We start from the raw sequence: 13,490 nt of genomic DNA on the forward strand, positions 1-13,490 counted from the left end.
ATTACACAATCATGAAAAAGCCCGGATCAGTCCGGGCTTCGGGTCGTGCGAACGCGGCCTCAGGCGACCTGCACCGGAATGGCATTGCTGGTGTGGCTCAGTTCGTTACCCCGCCCCATGTACAGCATACGCGGTTTGAAACCGGCCAGTTCGGCCTCGCTGAAGTGGGCATAGGCGCAGATGATCACACGGTCGCCAACCTTGGCCTTGTGCGCAGCAGCGCCGTTTACCGAGATCATTCGGGAGCCATTTTCACCACGAATAGCATAGGTGGTGAAGCGTTCGCCGTTATCGACGTTGTAGATCTGGATCTGTTCGTACTCACGAATCCCGGCGAGATCCAACCATTCGCCATCAATGGCGCAGGAGCCTTCGTAGTCGAGCACAGCATGGGTGACTTCGGCGCGGTGCAGCTTGGCCTTGAGCATAATGGCGTGCATGGCGATTCCTCATCGTGGGGGCGCGAACGGCGGGTGAGTTTGCCCGAACCCCCGGAGGGGTTCAAGACAGCCTTGGCGGTTGGATCAGGCTGGTGTGTCGATGTTGAAAGCGAGGTTGTCGATCAGGCGGGTTGCCCCCATGAAGGCCGCCGCCAGAATCACCAACTGCAGGTCCTTGGCGTTGGCTGGGCGCAGGTGGGTCGCTTCGCGTATTTCCAGGTAGTCAGGACGAAAGCTTGCATTGACCAGTTCAGCCTGGCCCTCCGCCACAAGCTGGTCAAAATCCCTGCGGCCCTGGCGAATGGCCTTGGCCAACTGCTGCAGGGTGCGGTAGAGGGCTGGGGCGGCGGCGCGCTGGGCGTCGTCCAGATAACCGTTGCGGGACGATAGTGCCAGGCCGTCCTCGGCCCGCACAGTTGGTTCACCGATGATCTGGATCGGCATGTTCAGGTCGCGAGCCAGCTTGCGGATTACTGCCAGTTGCTGGAAATCCTTCTCACCGAAAACCGCGAGGTCGGGTTGCACCATGTTGAACAACTTGCTGACAACGGTGGCGACGCCCTCAAAGTGGCCTGGACGGCTCCCGCCGCAGAGGCCTTCCGAGACGATGGGGACGTTGACCCGAGTCTGGCCCTGCATGCCATCGGGATACATCTCCTCGACATCCGGGTGGAACAGCAAGTGACAACCGGCAGCGACGAGTTTTTCCTGATCGGCCACCAGTGTGCGCGGGTATTTGGCCAGGTCTTCGCTGGGGCCGAACTGCAGCGGGTTGACGAAGATGCTGGTGACTACGAAGTCGGCACGCTGGCTGGCCTTGTCGACCAGCGCCACATGGCCGGCGTGGAGGTTGCCCATGGTGGGCACGAAGCCGACGCGCTTGCCTTCGCTACGGGCACGGGCGACAGCAGCACGCAGCTCACGTACGGTCTTTACGGTGATCATGCGGAGAATCCGTGTTCGGCAGCAGGGAAGGTGACGTTCTTCACGGCGGTGACATAGGCAGACAGGGCGCTCTGGATGGCGGTCTGGCCTTCCATGAAGTTCTTCACGAACTTCGGTGAACGGCCTGTCAGGGAGAGACCGAGCATGTCGTGCAAGACGAGCACCTGGCCGTCTGTAGCGCTGCCTGCGCCGATACCGATGACCGGGATCTTCACCGACTGGGTGATTTCTGCGGCCAGTTCGCTGGGAACGCACTCCAGGAGCAGCATGGCCGCGCCCGCCTGTTCCAGAGCCATGGCGTCGGCCCGCAATTGACGTGCTTGCGCTTCCTGGCGGCCTTGTACCTTGAAGCCACCAAGGATATTCACGGCCTGCGGCGTCAACCCCAGGTGCGCACAAACGGGCACACCGCGCTCGGCGAGCAGGCGAATGGGCTCCGCCAGCCAAGCGGCACCCTCCAGTTTGACCATGTGTGCACCCGCTTGCATCAGCGCAGCGCAATTGGCAAAGGTCTGCTCAAGATTGGCGTAGGCCATGAAGGGCAGGTCAGTGATGATCAAGGCACCCTGGTTACCGCGTTTGACGGCGGCAGTGTGATAAGCCATGTCGGCCATGCTGACAGGCAAGGTGCTGTCATGGCCTTGCAGAACCATGCCAAGGGAGTCGCCTACCAGCAGCACGTCCACGCCAGCCTGGCAGGCGGCCCGGGCGAAGGTGGCATCATAAGCCGTCAGCATGGCGATCTTCTCGCCCTTCTGCTTGAGCTCTTGCAGGGTGGTCAGGGTCACATCAGGCATGAAAACGTCCTCATCGGTGCCGGTTCGCACCGGCACGGGGCAACGGGACGCCTATAGTCCCGATGGGGGGGCATGAAGTCAATTGCAGGTGTTACCGACGTGTTACGACGTTACCGCCAACTCTGGCAGTCGCTCCAGCCCTGTGTAGGGACAGGCGTCGAGCAGGGTGCGTAGCGTGCGTCCGCCGGGGAGTTGGAGGTCAGGGGCGATCTCGGCAAGCGGATAGAGGACAAAAGCGCGGGCGTGCATGTGGTAATGCGGCACTTGCAGGCGCGGTTCGTCGATGCAACGTTCGCCGAACAACAGAATGTCAAGATCGAGGGTCCGCGGCCCCCAGCGTTCGTCCTTGCGGACGCGTCCGTGTGACTGCTCGATCGCCTGCAAGGCCTCGAGCAGTTGCAAGGGAGCGAGCTCGGTATCAACTGCGGCTACTGCGTTGACATAGCGGGGCTGATCCGGCGGGCCGAGTGGGTCGCTGGCATAGAGCGAGGAAACCGTAGCCAGGTGGGTGCCGGGGATCTGGGCGATCACTGCAAGTGCGCTACGCAATTGCACGATGGGGTCGGCGAGATTGCTGCCGAGGCCGATGTAGGCCCGCTCCATGCTCATTCGTTGGTGCTGCCAGGGGTATTGTCACTGCGCGGACCACGGCGGCGACGGCTGCCCCCTCGGCGGCGTCGCTGGCCACTGCCTTGCTCGTCCTTGCTGCTCAGCTCGCGAATCATGGTGCGGCGCTGGCTATCGCTGGCGTCCTGATAATCGGTCCACCAGTCTCCGAGTCCGTCGGTTTGCTCGCCTGCGCTTTCGCGCAGCAGGAGGAAGTCGTAACCGGCTCGGAAGCGTGGGTTTTCCAGCAGCAGGTCCGCGCGCTTTCCGTGGCGACGGGGCAGGCGTTCCTGCATGTCCCAGATCTCCCGGATCGGGATGGTGAACCGCTTCGGTACCGCCGTGCGCTGGCACTGCTCAAGGATCAGGCCGTGAGCGGCTTCCTGCATGGCGGGAATCGGCGGCATGCCGCGCTCCTGTAGCAACGCGGCGCGTGCAGGTAGGGCAGGCCACAGCAGTGCGGCGAAGAGAAATGCAGGTGTTACCGGCTTGCCCTGATGAATGCGTGCATCGGTATTGGCGAGGGCTTGGCGGAACAGGCGGCCGGTGTATTCCGGGTCGCGCTCCAGTGCTGCAGCACTCGCCGGGAAGAGCGGGGCGAAAAGATCATACTCCAGCAGCAACTCGAAGGTTTGCTCGGCTTTACCGCCCAGGAACAACTTGAGTATTTCGTCGAACAGCCGTGCCGAAGGGATTTCCCGCAGCATCGGGGCCAGGCGACGGATCGGGGCGGCGCTGTGCTTCTCGATCTCGAAGTCCAGCTTCGCGGCGAAGCGCACGGCACGCAGCATGCGCACGGGATCTTCCTGGTACCGCTGTTCAGGCGTACCGATCAGGCGGATGAGGCGGTTGCGGATGTCATGCACGCCGTGGGCATAGTCGAGAATGCGCTCGCTGCTAGGGTCGTAGTAGAGCGCATTAATGGTGAAGTCACGGCGCTGGGCGTCGTCTTCCAGGGTTCCGTAGACGTTGTCGCGCAGGATACGGCCGCTCTCGTTGCGCGAAGCCTGGTTGCTGTCCTCTTCTTCCTCGCCCTGCGGGTGGTGGGCGCGGAAAGTGGCGACTTCAATGATCTCGCGGCCGAACTGCACATGGGCAAGCTTGAAGCGACGACCGATGACTCGGGCGTTGCGGAATTCTGCACGGACCTGCTCCGGCGTGGCGTTGGTGGCCACATCGAAATCCTTTGGGCGCAGGTTCAGCAGCAGGTCACGGACGCAGCCACCTACGGTGTAGGCCTGGTAACCAGCCTTCTGCAGGCGCTCGACGACGATAACCGCGTTGCGGCTGATTTCTGCGCGGCGCAGCGAGTGCTGGTGGCTGCCCAGTACTTCAGGGGTGCTACGCGGATGTGGGGCGCGGCGCAGGGGAGAGCGGAAAGACTGGAACAGCTTCTTCAGCATGGGATGCACTGTTTAGCGGGATGGTCGGCCAGAAAAGGAAATGGGCGCACGATGGGCGCGGATTCTAGCACTGGGAGGGGGGATGTTGAAGGAATGACGCGAAGGGTGTCAAAGCTACTGGGGGAGCCGAAGCTCCCCCCCAAATTGGTGCGTGCTTTGTTTTTATTGTGTCGGGCTTGGTTTTTTTGTTGTTCGACCCGCTCCAGCAGGCTTTTTGCCTCTGGAAATGCCCTCCATTCGAGGGGTAATAGCAAACGGATTGCTTTGGACGCTGATGCTGCCATGATCATTCCGTGACCCAACCAGTACGGGTGCTGCCTGTGGGCAGTTTTATTGTTCTCTGTCTGGCTGTGGGGCAAGCCCCAAGGGCAACTCCTCTCCAAAAGAATCAGTTAGCTGCGCCTCCGCTGTTTTGTTTTTGTTGTGCTGGAGTCGATACGTCTTGTTTTTATTGTGGGGTTCAGCAGTTGTTATTGTTGTTGTACCAAAGATAAAGCAGATGCCATGCCAACTTTTTTGAAATCCTTTTAAAACAATGACTTACCGAGATTGGTGGTTGGCGAGAGGCCCAAAAAAAGCCGGGTCTTCGTTACCTTTAGACCCGGCTTTGTTACGAGATATTGGGTGGGGTAACAATCAGGGGAACTCCAGGTGTTCCCGCGTGTCTCCCCGCAGCGGGACCTCAAGGCCCGGCTGCAGCGCCCGATTTGCGGCGAGGAATGCCCAGGCGTTGGCGGCGTTCCCACAGGCATTTGCGGCTGATACCCAGCTTGCGGGCAAGTTCCGTTTCAGTCATGTGATCCTGGTGCTCAAGCACAAAATGTTGGAAGTAGTCCTCCAGCGACAGGTCTTCGGTCGGCTCGTGGGTCGCGTTGTTGGCTTGCGGCGGAGCGATGTCGTTGAAGTCCTCATCATCCAGGTCGTCCAGTTCGATGTCGATCCCGAGCAAGTCCGCCGAGATGTCCGGGCTCTCGCAGAGGATGACCGCACGCTCGATGGCGTTCTCCAGTTCGCGAACGTTACCTGGCCAGTTGTAGTGGCGGATGGCTTGTTCCGCGTCAGCGGCGAAGCGTAGGTTCTCGCGCCCCATTTGTACGCACTGGCGGGCTAGAAAGGCGCGGGCGATCTCAAGCACATCGTTGCCACGCTCGCGCAGGGCGGGCAGTTTCAGCGAGATCACATGAAGGCGGTAGTAAAGGTCTTCGCGGAACTGTCCGGTCTTGGCCAGGGTTTTGAGGTCGCGGTGGGTGGCTGCGATCAGGCGTACGTCCACTTTCTGCGATTGCACTGAACCGACCCGGCGAATCTCGCCCTCCTGCAGTACGCGCAGCAGGCGTGCCTGGGCTTCGAGCGGCAGCTCACCGATCTCGTCGAGGAACAGGGTGCCGCCGTCGGCTGCCTCCACGAGCCCCGCCCGACCTGCTGTGGCACCGGTAAATGCGCCTTTCTCATGACCGAACAGTTCGGATTCGATCAGGGTCTCGGGGATCGCCGCGCAGTTCACCGAAATCAGCGGTGCCTTGGCGCGACGCGAAAGGTTGTGCAAGGCGCGGGCGACCAACTCCTTGCCAGTACCCGACTCACCTTGGATGAGTACGGTGGAATCGGTCGGGGCAACTTTGCGGATCTTGCTGTAGAGCTCAAGCATCGGCGGGCAGGAACCGATGATGCCAATCTCGCCATCTGCACTGCTCGCGGCCTTGTCATTGCGGCTGCTGGTGGGGCGTTCGCCGGAGGTGGATCTGGACTCCTGCCGCTCCTTGAGGATGCGAGCGACGGCCTGGAGCATTTCATCGTGATCGAAGGGCTTGGCGATATAGTCCACTGCGCCCATCTTCATCGAATCGACGGCAGAGCGCAGGCTGGCGTAGCTAGTCATGATCAGGACTGGCGTGCCCTGGGCCAGTTTGATCAATTCGGTGCCAGGGGCACCGGGCAGGCGAAGGTCGCTGACGATCAGGTCGAAGCCAGGAATGCTGTAGCGCTCCTGGGCCTCCTGCACAGAGCCTGCCTCGCTGACCTGATACTGGTTACGTTCCAGCAGTCGGCGCAGGGCAGAGCGAATGATGGTTTCGTCTTCGACGATCAGAATATGCGGCATTAATTCGGCTCTCTAGACGGTCTCAGCCCACGGCGGAAGTTGCTTCGACAAACCGCGGCAGCGTGACCCGGATACGGGTGCCACGCTGGTGTTCGGGGTCGACCGGGCTTTCGATGGTTATCTGTCCATAATGCTCTTCCACGATCGAATAGACCAGTGCAAGGCCAAGTCCAGTCCCTTTTCCGGGGTCTTTGGTGGTGAAGAACGGCTCGAAGAGGCGATCCATGATCGCCTTCGGGATTCCGCTGCCTTCGTCTTCCACTATCAGGTCGACGGTGTGCTCGGAGGCCTCGCTCCGCACTCGGATGGCGCTTCCAACCGGGGAGGCGTCGCGGGCGTTGGACAGCAAGTTGATCAGGACCTGGGCAAGGCGCTGGGGGTCACCCTCAGCAACGTGGCGCGGATCGCAGAGGTTGAAGAAGTTCACTTCCACGCTGCGCTTGTTCAGTGACAGCAGGCCGATGGCATCCTGGGTAACATCGGCAAGGCAGACAGGTTCGCTGGCCTGCTGACGCCCCCCAGCGTGGGCGAAACTCATCAGTGATTGGACGATGCGCGAAACCCGTTTCGTCTGCTCGATGATCTGGCTGCTGATCTCCTTCAGTTCGGGATCTTCCTCGCGTTCTTCGCGCAGGTTCTGCGCGAGGCAGGCGATGCCGGTGATGGGATTGCCGATCTCGTGGGCGACGCCGGCGGCGAGACGGCCGATCGACGCCAGTCGCTCGGAGTGCACCAACTTATCTTCCAGCAGCTGGGTGTCCGTGACGTCTTCTACCAGCAGGACCAGGCCGCTGCTGCCCGGCGCGAGCGGCTCTTCGATCGCCGCCTTGTGCAGGTTCAGCGAGCGCACCTGGCCGTCCAGAGTCAGGCGTTGTTTGTGCAGATGCTCGTCCGGCAGGTGGATGAAGCCTTCCAGGAGGCTCTTCCAGGGCTCGCTGATGGTGGGCAGGCGCGAGCCCACGACGCGCTGGGCCGGGATCTCGGTGAGTTCCTCCATCGCGCGATTCCACATAAGGATTTCCTGGTCCTTGGCCAGGGAGCAGACGCCCATTGGCAATTCCTGCAGCGTCTGGCGATGGTAGCGACGCAAGGCATCGAGTTCGGCGGCCAGGCCCGTGAGGCGCGAGTGGTAATCCTCGAGGCGGCTTTCGATGAAGTGTATGTCCTCGGTGACGTAGCTTTCACTGCCGGATTTGTATGGCAGAAAGGTTTCCACCATGTCCTGGGCAACACTCGGGCCCATCAGGCCTGATAGGTTGGCCTCGATGCGGTCGCGCAGGCGACGCAGAGCATAGGGACGACGCTCGTCGAAGGGCAGGTGCAGATCGCGCAGCGCTTGCTCCACTTCCTTCTGCGCAGTCTTGGCGCCCAGGGGCTTGGCCAGCTGGGTGGCGAACTCCTGGGGGGAACCTGCGACCAGCTCACGACGTTGCGGTCGCCGTACGTTGTCGACTGCACAAGCTTCGGCGGCGCTACGCTCTTCGGGGCTAGCTTCGGTAAAGAGCGAAACCAGGGTGAAGATCAGGACGTTGGCGGCCAGCGAGGCGATGGCCGCGATGTGCCAGCTGGTATCGTCGAGCACGTAGATGGCATTGAACAGAGGCAGGTAGATACCCTGCAGATTGCCTATCAGCGGCAGAAGCATAGCGAACAGCCAGACACCGAAGCCGGCCAGCAGGCCGGCGATGAAGCCTCGGCGGTTGGCGGTTGGCCAGTAAAGCACCGACAGCGCACCCGGCAGGAACTGGAGGGTGGCGACGAAGGCGACGATACCGAGGTTGGCCAGGTCCTGTTCTGCGCCGAGGAGGAGGTAGAACCCGTAGCTGGCCATGATGATGGCTGCGATCAGGGCACGGCGGGTCCACTTCAGCCAGCGGTAAATATTGCCTTCAGCGGGCGGCTGATAGAGCGGCAGCACCAGGTGGTTGAGGGCCATCCCGGACAGGGCCAGGGTCATCACGATGATCAGCCCGCTGGCGGCGGAAAGCCCCCCGACGTAGGCGACCAGGGCGAGTAAAGGATTGTCTACGGCGATGCCCAGACCTAGCGTGAAATACTCGGGGTTGGTGGTCGTGCCGAGTTTGAGGTTGGCCCAGAGGATCAGAGGCACGGCCAGGCTCATCAGCAGCAGGAACAGCGGCAGGCCCCAACTCGCGCTGACCATGGCGCGCGGGTTGAGATTCTCGGTGAACGTCATGTGGTACATGTGCGGCATGACGATCGCGGAGGCGAAGAACACCAGCAGCAGGGTTCGCCATGGGCCTTCTTGCAAGGGTGTATGCAGAGTGGACAGAGCTACCTGGTTCTGCAACAGCCACATTTCCAGGTCCTGCGGACCGTCGAATACGCCATAGAGGGCGTACAGTCCGATGCCGCCCAGTGCGACCAGCTTGACCACCGATTCGAACGCAATAGCGAATACCAGACCGGCATGCTTCTCCCGTGTGGCGATATGGCGGGCGCCAAAGAGAATCGTGAAAAGGGTGATCAGCGCACAGAAGCCCAGGGCGACCCGGTTGTGCACGGGCTCGCGGGTCAGGATACCGATTGAGTCGGCCACCGCCTGGATCTGCAGGGCCAGCAACGGTAGAACACCTATCAGCATGATCACTGTCGTCAGTGCACCGGCCCAGGTGCTGCGGAAGCGGAAGGCGAACAGGTCGGCCAGAGAAGACAGCTGATAGGTGCGGGTGACGCGCAAAATCGGATACAGCAGTACCGGTGCCAGGAGAAAGGCGCCGGATACGCCCAGGTAACTGGCAAGGAAGCCATAGCCATATTGATAAGCCAGACCCACGGTGCCGTAGAAGGCCCAGGCGCTGGCATACACACCGAGCGACAGGGTGTAGGTCAGGGGGTGGCGGATGATCCAGCGCGGCACAAAGCCGCGGTCGCTCAACCAGGCCACGCCGAACAGGGCGAGGAGGTAGGCGGCGCTGATCAGGATCAGCTGGCTAAGGCTAAAGCTCGTCAGCATCGCGTTGACTCTGCAGGATAAAGGTCACCACGATCAGGATCAGCCAGAGCAGGTAGGGTCGGTACCAGGCGCCGTTAGGGTCGATCCACCAATCCATGATGGCGGGTGAAAACAGGTAGATACCCACCACCAGGAGCAGGACCAATCGGTAAATGTACATGCCGCATTTCTCGTCGTGTCTGCGGCGATGGTAGCGAATGCCCCGCAGCGCCGCGAGTGGCTAACGCAGCTGCGCTTCTGCGAGGGTTCGGCTGCGGGGGATCAACATGGCATCCCAATTGGCGATGCCCCAGTCCAGAACTTCGCGTGGGTGGGCGTCGGACAGTTCCTCCGGCGGTTGCTGGCCAAGCGATCGCAGGGCGCGTGCCAGCAGCGGCGAGGCGCGGTCGCCCTGTAGAGGTGGGGAGCGGTAGGACTTGCCTAGCTTGTGGCCGTCAGGCTGGATTATCAGGGGGACGTGCAGATAGCGCGGCTGGGGTAGGCCAAGCAACTCCTGCAGATAGAGCTGCCGAGGGGTCGAGTCCAGCAGGTCAGCGCCGCGCACAATGTCGGTGACCCCTTGCCAGGCATCGTCAAGAACCACCGCCAACTGGTAGGCATAGAGGCCATCGCGGCGTTGGATGATGAAGTCTCCAACCTCGCGGCCCAGGTGCTGGCGGAACTCGCCTTGGACTCGGTCCACGAAGTGATATGCCAGTTCGGGTACGCGCAAGCGAATGGCCGCATCCTGCCTGGGATGTTGTGCGTTTCGGCAATAGCCCGGGTAAACGCTCTGGTTGCCTTCCAGCTGCTTGCGCGAGCAGGTGCAGGCATAGGCCAGCCCCTGGTTGAACAGGCAGTCGACGACTTCCGCGTAGGTGGCATGCCGCTCGCTCTGGCGCACCATCTCACCGTCCCATTCGAAACCGTAGCTTTCCAAGGTTCTGAGGATCGCCGCTTGGGCACCCTCGACCTCACGGGGTGGGTCGAGGTCTTCCATGCGAAGCAGCCAGCTGCCGCCAACCGCGCGGGCATCCAGATAGGAAGCGACGGCGGCGACCAGCGAGCCAAAGTGCAGGTAGCCGCTGGGGGTGGGGGCAAAACGACCGATATAGGCGGGGGAGGTCATGTCAGGGCCAGGCCTGTAAAACGCTACGGGGCGCCTAGGCGCCCCGTTTCGGCATCAGGAGCCGAGTTGCTTTTCCTTGATCTCCGCCAGCGTCTTGCAATCGATGCACAGCGTGGCGGTGGGGCGGGCTTCCAGTCGGCGGATGCCGATTTCCACGCCGCAGGAATCGCACCAACCGTAATCGTTGTCCTCGATTAGCTGAAGGGTTTCGTCAATCTTCTTGATCAGCTTGCGCTCGCGGTCACGGGCGCGCAGTTCCAGACTGAACTCTTCTTCCTGACTGGCACGGTCAGCCGGGTCGGGGAAGTTGGCCGCTTCGTCCTGCATGTGATGCACGGTGCGGTCGACCTCTTCCATCAACTCCTGCTTCCATTTGTTGAGGATGTTGGTGAAGTGAGCGCGCATGCGATCGCTCATGTACTCCTCGCCCTTGGTCTCTTGGTAGGGTTCGAAGCCACGAATCAACTGGCTGCTCTGTTGTTTTGCGTTGGTGGGCATGGATGGCCGCCTCTCACTTTCTTAATCCATTGCGCAGGATTATGGTCCATCGCCGGCTGTGCCGGCCCTGCGGCTGCAAGCGGGCGAACTTACCAGATCGAATCCGGGTTCGCTACTACCCGTTGTCAAGCATGCTGCAGTGTTCAGGCACCATTGGGTAGAATCCTCTCTTTGCCTTAATAAAGGAAGGCCAATGGCCCAGCCCTACAGTGCGCGCAGCCGCGCCATCGAACCTTTCCACGTTATGGCTCTGCTGGCTCGGGCAAATGAACTCCAGGCCGCCGGGCATGACGTGATCCACCTGGAAATCGGCGAGCCGGACTTCTCCACTGCCGAGCCCATCGTTCGTGCCGGGCAGGCGGCGCTTTCCGCGGGCCATACCCGCTACACCGCTGCTCGGGGCCTGCCGCAATTGCGTGAGGCGATTGCCGGCTTCTACGCCTCACGCTATCGATTGAACATAGACCCGGAACGGATTCTCATCACCCCCGGTGGCTCAGGCGCGTTGCTGCTGGCAAGCAGTCTTTTGGTCGACCCGGGCAAGCATTGGCTGCTGGCCGATCCAGGTTACCCCTGCAATCGGCATTTCCTGCGCTTGGTCGAAGGTGCTGCACAGCTGGTGCCGGTCGGCCCCGAGACTCGTTACCAGTTGACCCCCGACCTGGTGGAGCGGCATTGGGACGCTGGCAGCGTCGGTGCACTGGTAGCATCGCCGGCCAATCCCACGGGCACCTTGCTGCACGCCGATGAGTTGGCGGCCTTATCCAGAACGATCAAGGCGCACGGGGGGCACCTCGTGGTGGATGAGATCTACCACGGTCTGACCTACGGTGTGGACGCTTCCAGCGTGCTGGAAGTTGATGATCAGGCCTTTGTGCTTAACAGCTTCTCCAAATACTTTGGTATGACCGGTTGGCGGCTTGGCTGGCTGGTGGCACCGCCCGAAGCAGTGGCGGATCTGGAAAAGCTGGCGCAGAACCTCTACATCAGTGCCCCTTCGATGGCCCAGCATGCCGCCCTGGCGTGCTTCCAGCCGGAAACCCTGGAGATACTCGAAGAGCGGCGGCGAGCGTTCGCCAAACGGCGCGATTATCTGCTGCCAGCGTTGCGCGAGCTGGGCTTTCGCATCGCTGTCGAGCCGGAAGGGGCGTTCTACCTGTATGCGGACATTTCGGCCTTCGGCGGTGATGCCTATACCTTCTGCCGGCACTTCATCGAGACCGAGCATGTGGCCTTTACCCCGGGGCTGGACTTCGGTCGTTACCAGGCCAGCCAGCATGTGCGATTTGCCTATACCCAGGACGTGCCGCGCCTGGCCGAGGCAGTGGAGCGGATTGCCCGGGGTCTGAAGACCTGGACAGCGCAATGAGGTTCGAGCCGCCCCTGGAGGAGGCGCGACTGTTGCGCCGTTACAAGCGGTTCCTGGCCGACATCAGAACGCCGACGGGGGAGTTGCTGACCATCCACTGTCCCAACACCGGCTCTATGCTCAACTGCATGAGTGAAGGCTGTCGGGTGTGGTTCAGTCGCTCGAATGACCGGAAGCGCAAGCTGCCTGGCACCTGGGAAATAGTCGAGACGCCGCAAGGGCGGTTGGCCTGTGTGAATACCGGGCGAGCCAACGCGCTGGTGGAGGAAGCGTTGCGGGCAGGCCGTATTGTCGAGTTGACTGGCTTCCAGTCCCTCAAGCGGGAAGTCGCTTATGGACAGGAGAATAGCCGGGCCGACTTCCGGTTGGATTTCGCCGACGGACCGACCTTCATTGAGGTCAAGAGCGTGACGCTTGGGTTCGATGATACGGCAGTGGCGGCGTTTCCCGACGCCGTCACCGAACGCGGCAGCAAGCACCTGCGCGAGCTCGTCGCGCTGGCGAAGCGGGGTGTGCGGGCGGTGCAGCTTTACTGCGTGAACCTGTCGGGTATCGAGGCGGTGCGTGCCGCCAGGGAAATCGATCCGGCCTACGCGGCCGCCCTGTCCGAAGCCCGTGCGGCTGGTGTCGAGGTGTTGGCCTATGCGGCGGACGTGACACCGCAGGAAATCAGCATCACGCGGCGGCTGGAGGTGCTGCTCTGATCCCTGTGTGGCGCGCTCAGGCCGGACGCAACCAGATGCCTTGTTCGTCCTCCCAACATTTGAGTGCGTGCAACGACTCCCCGGCGCAAGGGCCGGCCACGCATTCGCCCGTGTCAATCAGGAAGAGGGCGCCGTGTGTGGCGCACTGGATGAGGCTGCCGCTGGTGTCGAGGAACTGGTCTTCGACCCACTCCAGCGAAATGCCCCGGTGCGGGCAGCGATTTTCATAGGCGCGAACGAGGCCTTGCCGGCGCACGAGCAGCAGTTTCAGGCCATCGACAGCAAAGCCCCGGCTCTGGCCTTCAGCCAGTTCCTCGGGGCGGCAGAGCAGGATCATCGGCATCTCCACGGAAGACAGGCATTATCCAGTACTTGCAGTCCCTGCCAAGTGGAACTGAATGCTCGTCGGCAGGGCGCCGCCAGTGAACACCCAGCAGTGGGATGGCTCCATCGCTAGCGAGCCTCTATCCTTCGACTCCGGCCTTATCAGAGGATGGATTTTCGTAACCATGATCTTTCCCCGTCATGCTCGACCGTTGTTT

General features: G+C 61.7%; 13 protein-coding genes. 2 read left to right on the top strand and 11 right to left on the bottom strand.

Annotation, left to right across the window (positions count from 1 at the left end):
* Positions 1–59: 59 nt before the first annotated feature.
* The 10 genes from panD to dksA form a co-directional block, all read right to left on the bottom strand.
* The gene (gene panD / locus OXH74_RS12470; RefSeq protein ID WP_375741444.1) at positions 60–440 is read right to left on the bottom strand and encodes an aspartate 1-decarboxylase; all 381 of its coding nucleotides are present in this window, start codon (positions 438–440) and stop codon (positions 60–62) included.
* An 84-nt stretch (positions 441–524) separates the two neighbouring features.
* Complete coding sequence (gene panC, locus OXH74_RS12475; RefSeq protein WP_375741445.1) at positions 525–1,385, bottom strand: pantoate--beta-alanine ligase; 861 nt, start codon at positions 1,383–1,385, stop codon at positions 525–527.
* Positions 1,382–2,182: a 3-methyl-2-oxobutanoate hydroxymethyltransferase gene (gene panB / locus OXH74_RS12480; RefSeq protein ID WP_375741446.1), complete on the bottom strand. Its 801-nt coding sequence runs from the start codon at positions 2,180–2,182 to the stop codon at positions 1,382–1,384. Before panB ends, panC begins: the two co-directional genes overlap by 4 nt.
* A 102-nt stretch (positions 2,183–2,284) precedes the next feature.
* On the bottom strand, positions 2,285–2,785 hold the full coding sequence (gene folK, locus OXH74_RS12485) for a 2-amino-4-hydroxy-6-hydroxymethyldihydropteridine diphosphokinase (protein WP_375741447.1): 501 nt from the start codon (positions 2,783–2,785) through the stop codon (positions 2,285–2,287).
* Between the two features lie 2 nt (positions 2,786–2,787).
* Positions 2,788–4,191 carry a polynucleotide adenylyltransferase PcnB gene (locus tag OXH74_RS12490; protein WP_375741448.1) on the bottom strand — a complete coding sequence of 468 codons (1,404 nt, stop codon included), beginning with the start codon at positions 4,189–4,191 and terminating at the stop codon, positions 2,788–2,790.
* Positions 4,192–4,873: 682 nt separating this feature from the next.
* Positions 4,874–6,292 carry a sigma-54-dependent transcriptional regulator gene (locus tag OXH74_RS12495; protein WP_375741449.1) on the bottom strand — a complete coding sequence of 473 codons (1,419 nt, stop codon included), beginning with the start codon at positions 6,290–6,292 and terminating at the stop codon, positions 4,874–4,876.
* A gap of 22 nt (positions 6,293–6,314) precedes the next feature.
* The gene (locus OXH74_RS12500; protein ID WP_375741450.1) at positions 6,315–9,269 is read right to left on the bottom strand and encodes an ATP-binding protein; all 2,955 of its coding nucleotides are present in this window, start codon (positions 9,267–9,269) and stop codon (positions 6,315–6,317) included.
* Positions 9,253–9,429 carry a hypothetical protein gene (locus OXH74_RS12505; RefSeq protein ID WP_003095129.1) on the bottom strand — a complete coding sequence of 59 codons (177 nt, stop codon included), beginning with the start codon at positions 9,427–9,429 and terminating at the stop codon, positions 9,253–9,255. Before OXH74_RS12505 ends, OXH74_RS12500 begins: the two co-directional genes overlap by 17 nt.
* A gap of 60 nt (positions 9,430–9,489) precedes the next feature.
* Positions 9,490–10,377: a tRNA glutamyl-Q(34) synthetase GluQRS gene (gene gluQRS, locus OXH74_RS12510; RefSeq protein WP_375741451.1), complete on the bottom strand. Its 888-nt coding sequence runs from the start codon at positions 10,375–10,377 to the stop codon at positions 9,490–9,492.
* 54 nt (positions 10,378–10,431) lie between these two features.
* Entirely contained in the window at positions 10,432–10,875 is a 444-nt protein-coding gene (gene dksA / locus OXH74_RS12515) for an RNA polymerase-binding protein DksA (RefSeq protein WP_215381434.1), read from the bottom strand.
* Positions 10,876–11,068: 193 nt separating this feature from the next.
* Between dksA and OXH74_RS12520 the strand changes: the two genes are divergently transcribed.
* Both OXH74_RS12520 and sfsA read left to right on the top strand, forming a co-directional pair.
* Positions 11,069–12,244, top strand: coding sequence for a pyridoxal phosphate-dependent aminotransferase (locus tag OXH74_RS12520; protein ID WP_375741452.1), 1,176 nt, complete (start codon positions 11,069–11,071; stop codon positions 12,242–12,244).
* Complete coding sequence (gene sfsA, locus OXH74_RS12525) at positions 12,241–12,948, top strand: DNA/RNA nuclease SfsA (RefSeq protein ID WP_375741453.1); 708 nt, start codon at positions 12,241–12,243, stop codon at positions 12,946–12,948. The genes OXH74_RS12520 and sfsA overlap by 4 nt, the downstream gene beginning before the upstream one ends.
* Before the next feature lie 16 nt (positions 12,949–12,964).
* On the opposite strand, the gene OXH74_RS12530 is transcribed toward sfsA, so the two are convergent.
* Positions 12,965–13,285: a Rieske (2Fe-2S) protein gene (locus tag OXH74_RS12530; protein WP_375741454.1), complete on the bottom strand. Its 321-nt coding sequence runs from the start codon at positions 13,283–13,285 to the stop codon at positions 12,965–12,967.
* Positions 13,286–13,490 lie beyond the last annotated feature (205 nt).

Source organism: Metapseudomonas boanensis (assembly GCF_042232855.1).
Classification (GTDB): Bacteria; Pseudomonadota; Gammaproteobacteria; order Pseudomonadales; family Pseudomonadaceae; genus Metapseudomonas; species Metapseudomonas boanensis.

Excerpts from the sequence above, each read along its gene's own strand:
- OXH74_RS12530 (WP_375741454.1), bottom strand. The coding sequence starts at position 13,285 with ATGATCCTGCTCTGCCGCCCCGAGGAACTGGCTGAAGGCCAGAGCCGG.
- folK (WP_375741447.1), bottom strand. The coding sequence starts at position 2,785 with ATGGAGCGGGCCTACATCGGCCTCGGCAGCAATCTCGCCGACCCCATC.
- OXH74_RS12495 (WP_375741449.1), bottom strand. The coding sequence starts at position 6,292 with ATGCCGCATATTCTGATCGTCGAAGACGAAACCATCATTCGCTCTGCC.
- sfsA (WP_375741453.1), top strand. The coding sequence starts at position 12,241 with ATGAGGTTCGAGCCGCCCCTGGAGGAGGCGCGACTGTTGCGCCGTTAC.
- panC (WP_375741445.1), bottom strand. The coding sequence starts at position 1,385 with ATGATCACCGTAAAGACCGTACGTGAGCTGCGTGCTGCTGTCGCCCGT.
- gluQRS (WP_375741451.1), bottom strand. The coding sequence starts at position 10,377 with ATGACCTCCCCCGCCTATATCGGTCGTTTTGCCCCCACCCCCAGCGGC.
- panB (WP_375741446.1), bottom strand. The coding sequence starts at position 2,182 with ATGCCTGATGTGACCCTGACCACCCTGCAAGAGCTCAAGCAGAAGGGC.
- OXH74_RS12500 (WP_375741450.1), bottom strand. The coding sequence starts at position 9,269 with ATGCTGACGAGCTTTAGCCTTAGCCAGCTGATCCTGATCAGCGCCGCC.
- OXH74_RS12520 (WP_375741452.1), top strand. The coding sequence starts at position 11,069 with ATGGCCCAGCCCTACAGTGCGCGCAGCCGCGCCATCGAACCTTTCCAC.
- dksA (WP_215381434.1), bottom strand. The coding sequence starts at position 10,875 with ATGCCCACCAACGCAAAACAACAGAGCAGCCAGTTGATTCGTGGCTTC.
- panD (WP_375741444.1), bottom strand. The coding sequence starts at position 440 with ATGCACGCCATTATGCTCAAGGCCAAGCTGCACCGCGCCGAAGTCACC.
- OXH74_RS12490 (WP_375741448.1), bottom strand. The coding sequence starts at position 4,191 with ATGCTGAAGAAGCTGTTCCAGTCTTTCCGCTCTCCCCTGCGCCGCGCC.
- OXH74_RS12505 (WP_003095129.1), bottom strand. The coding sequence starts at position 9,429 with ATGTACATTTACCGATTGGTCCTGCTCCTGGTGGTGGGTATCTACCTG.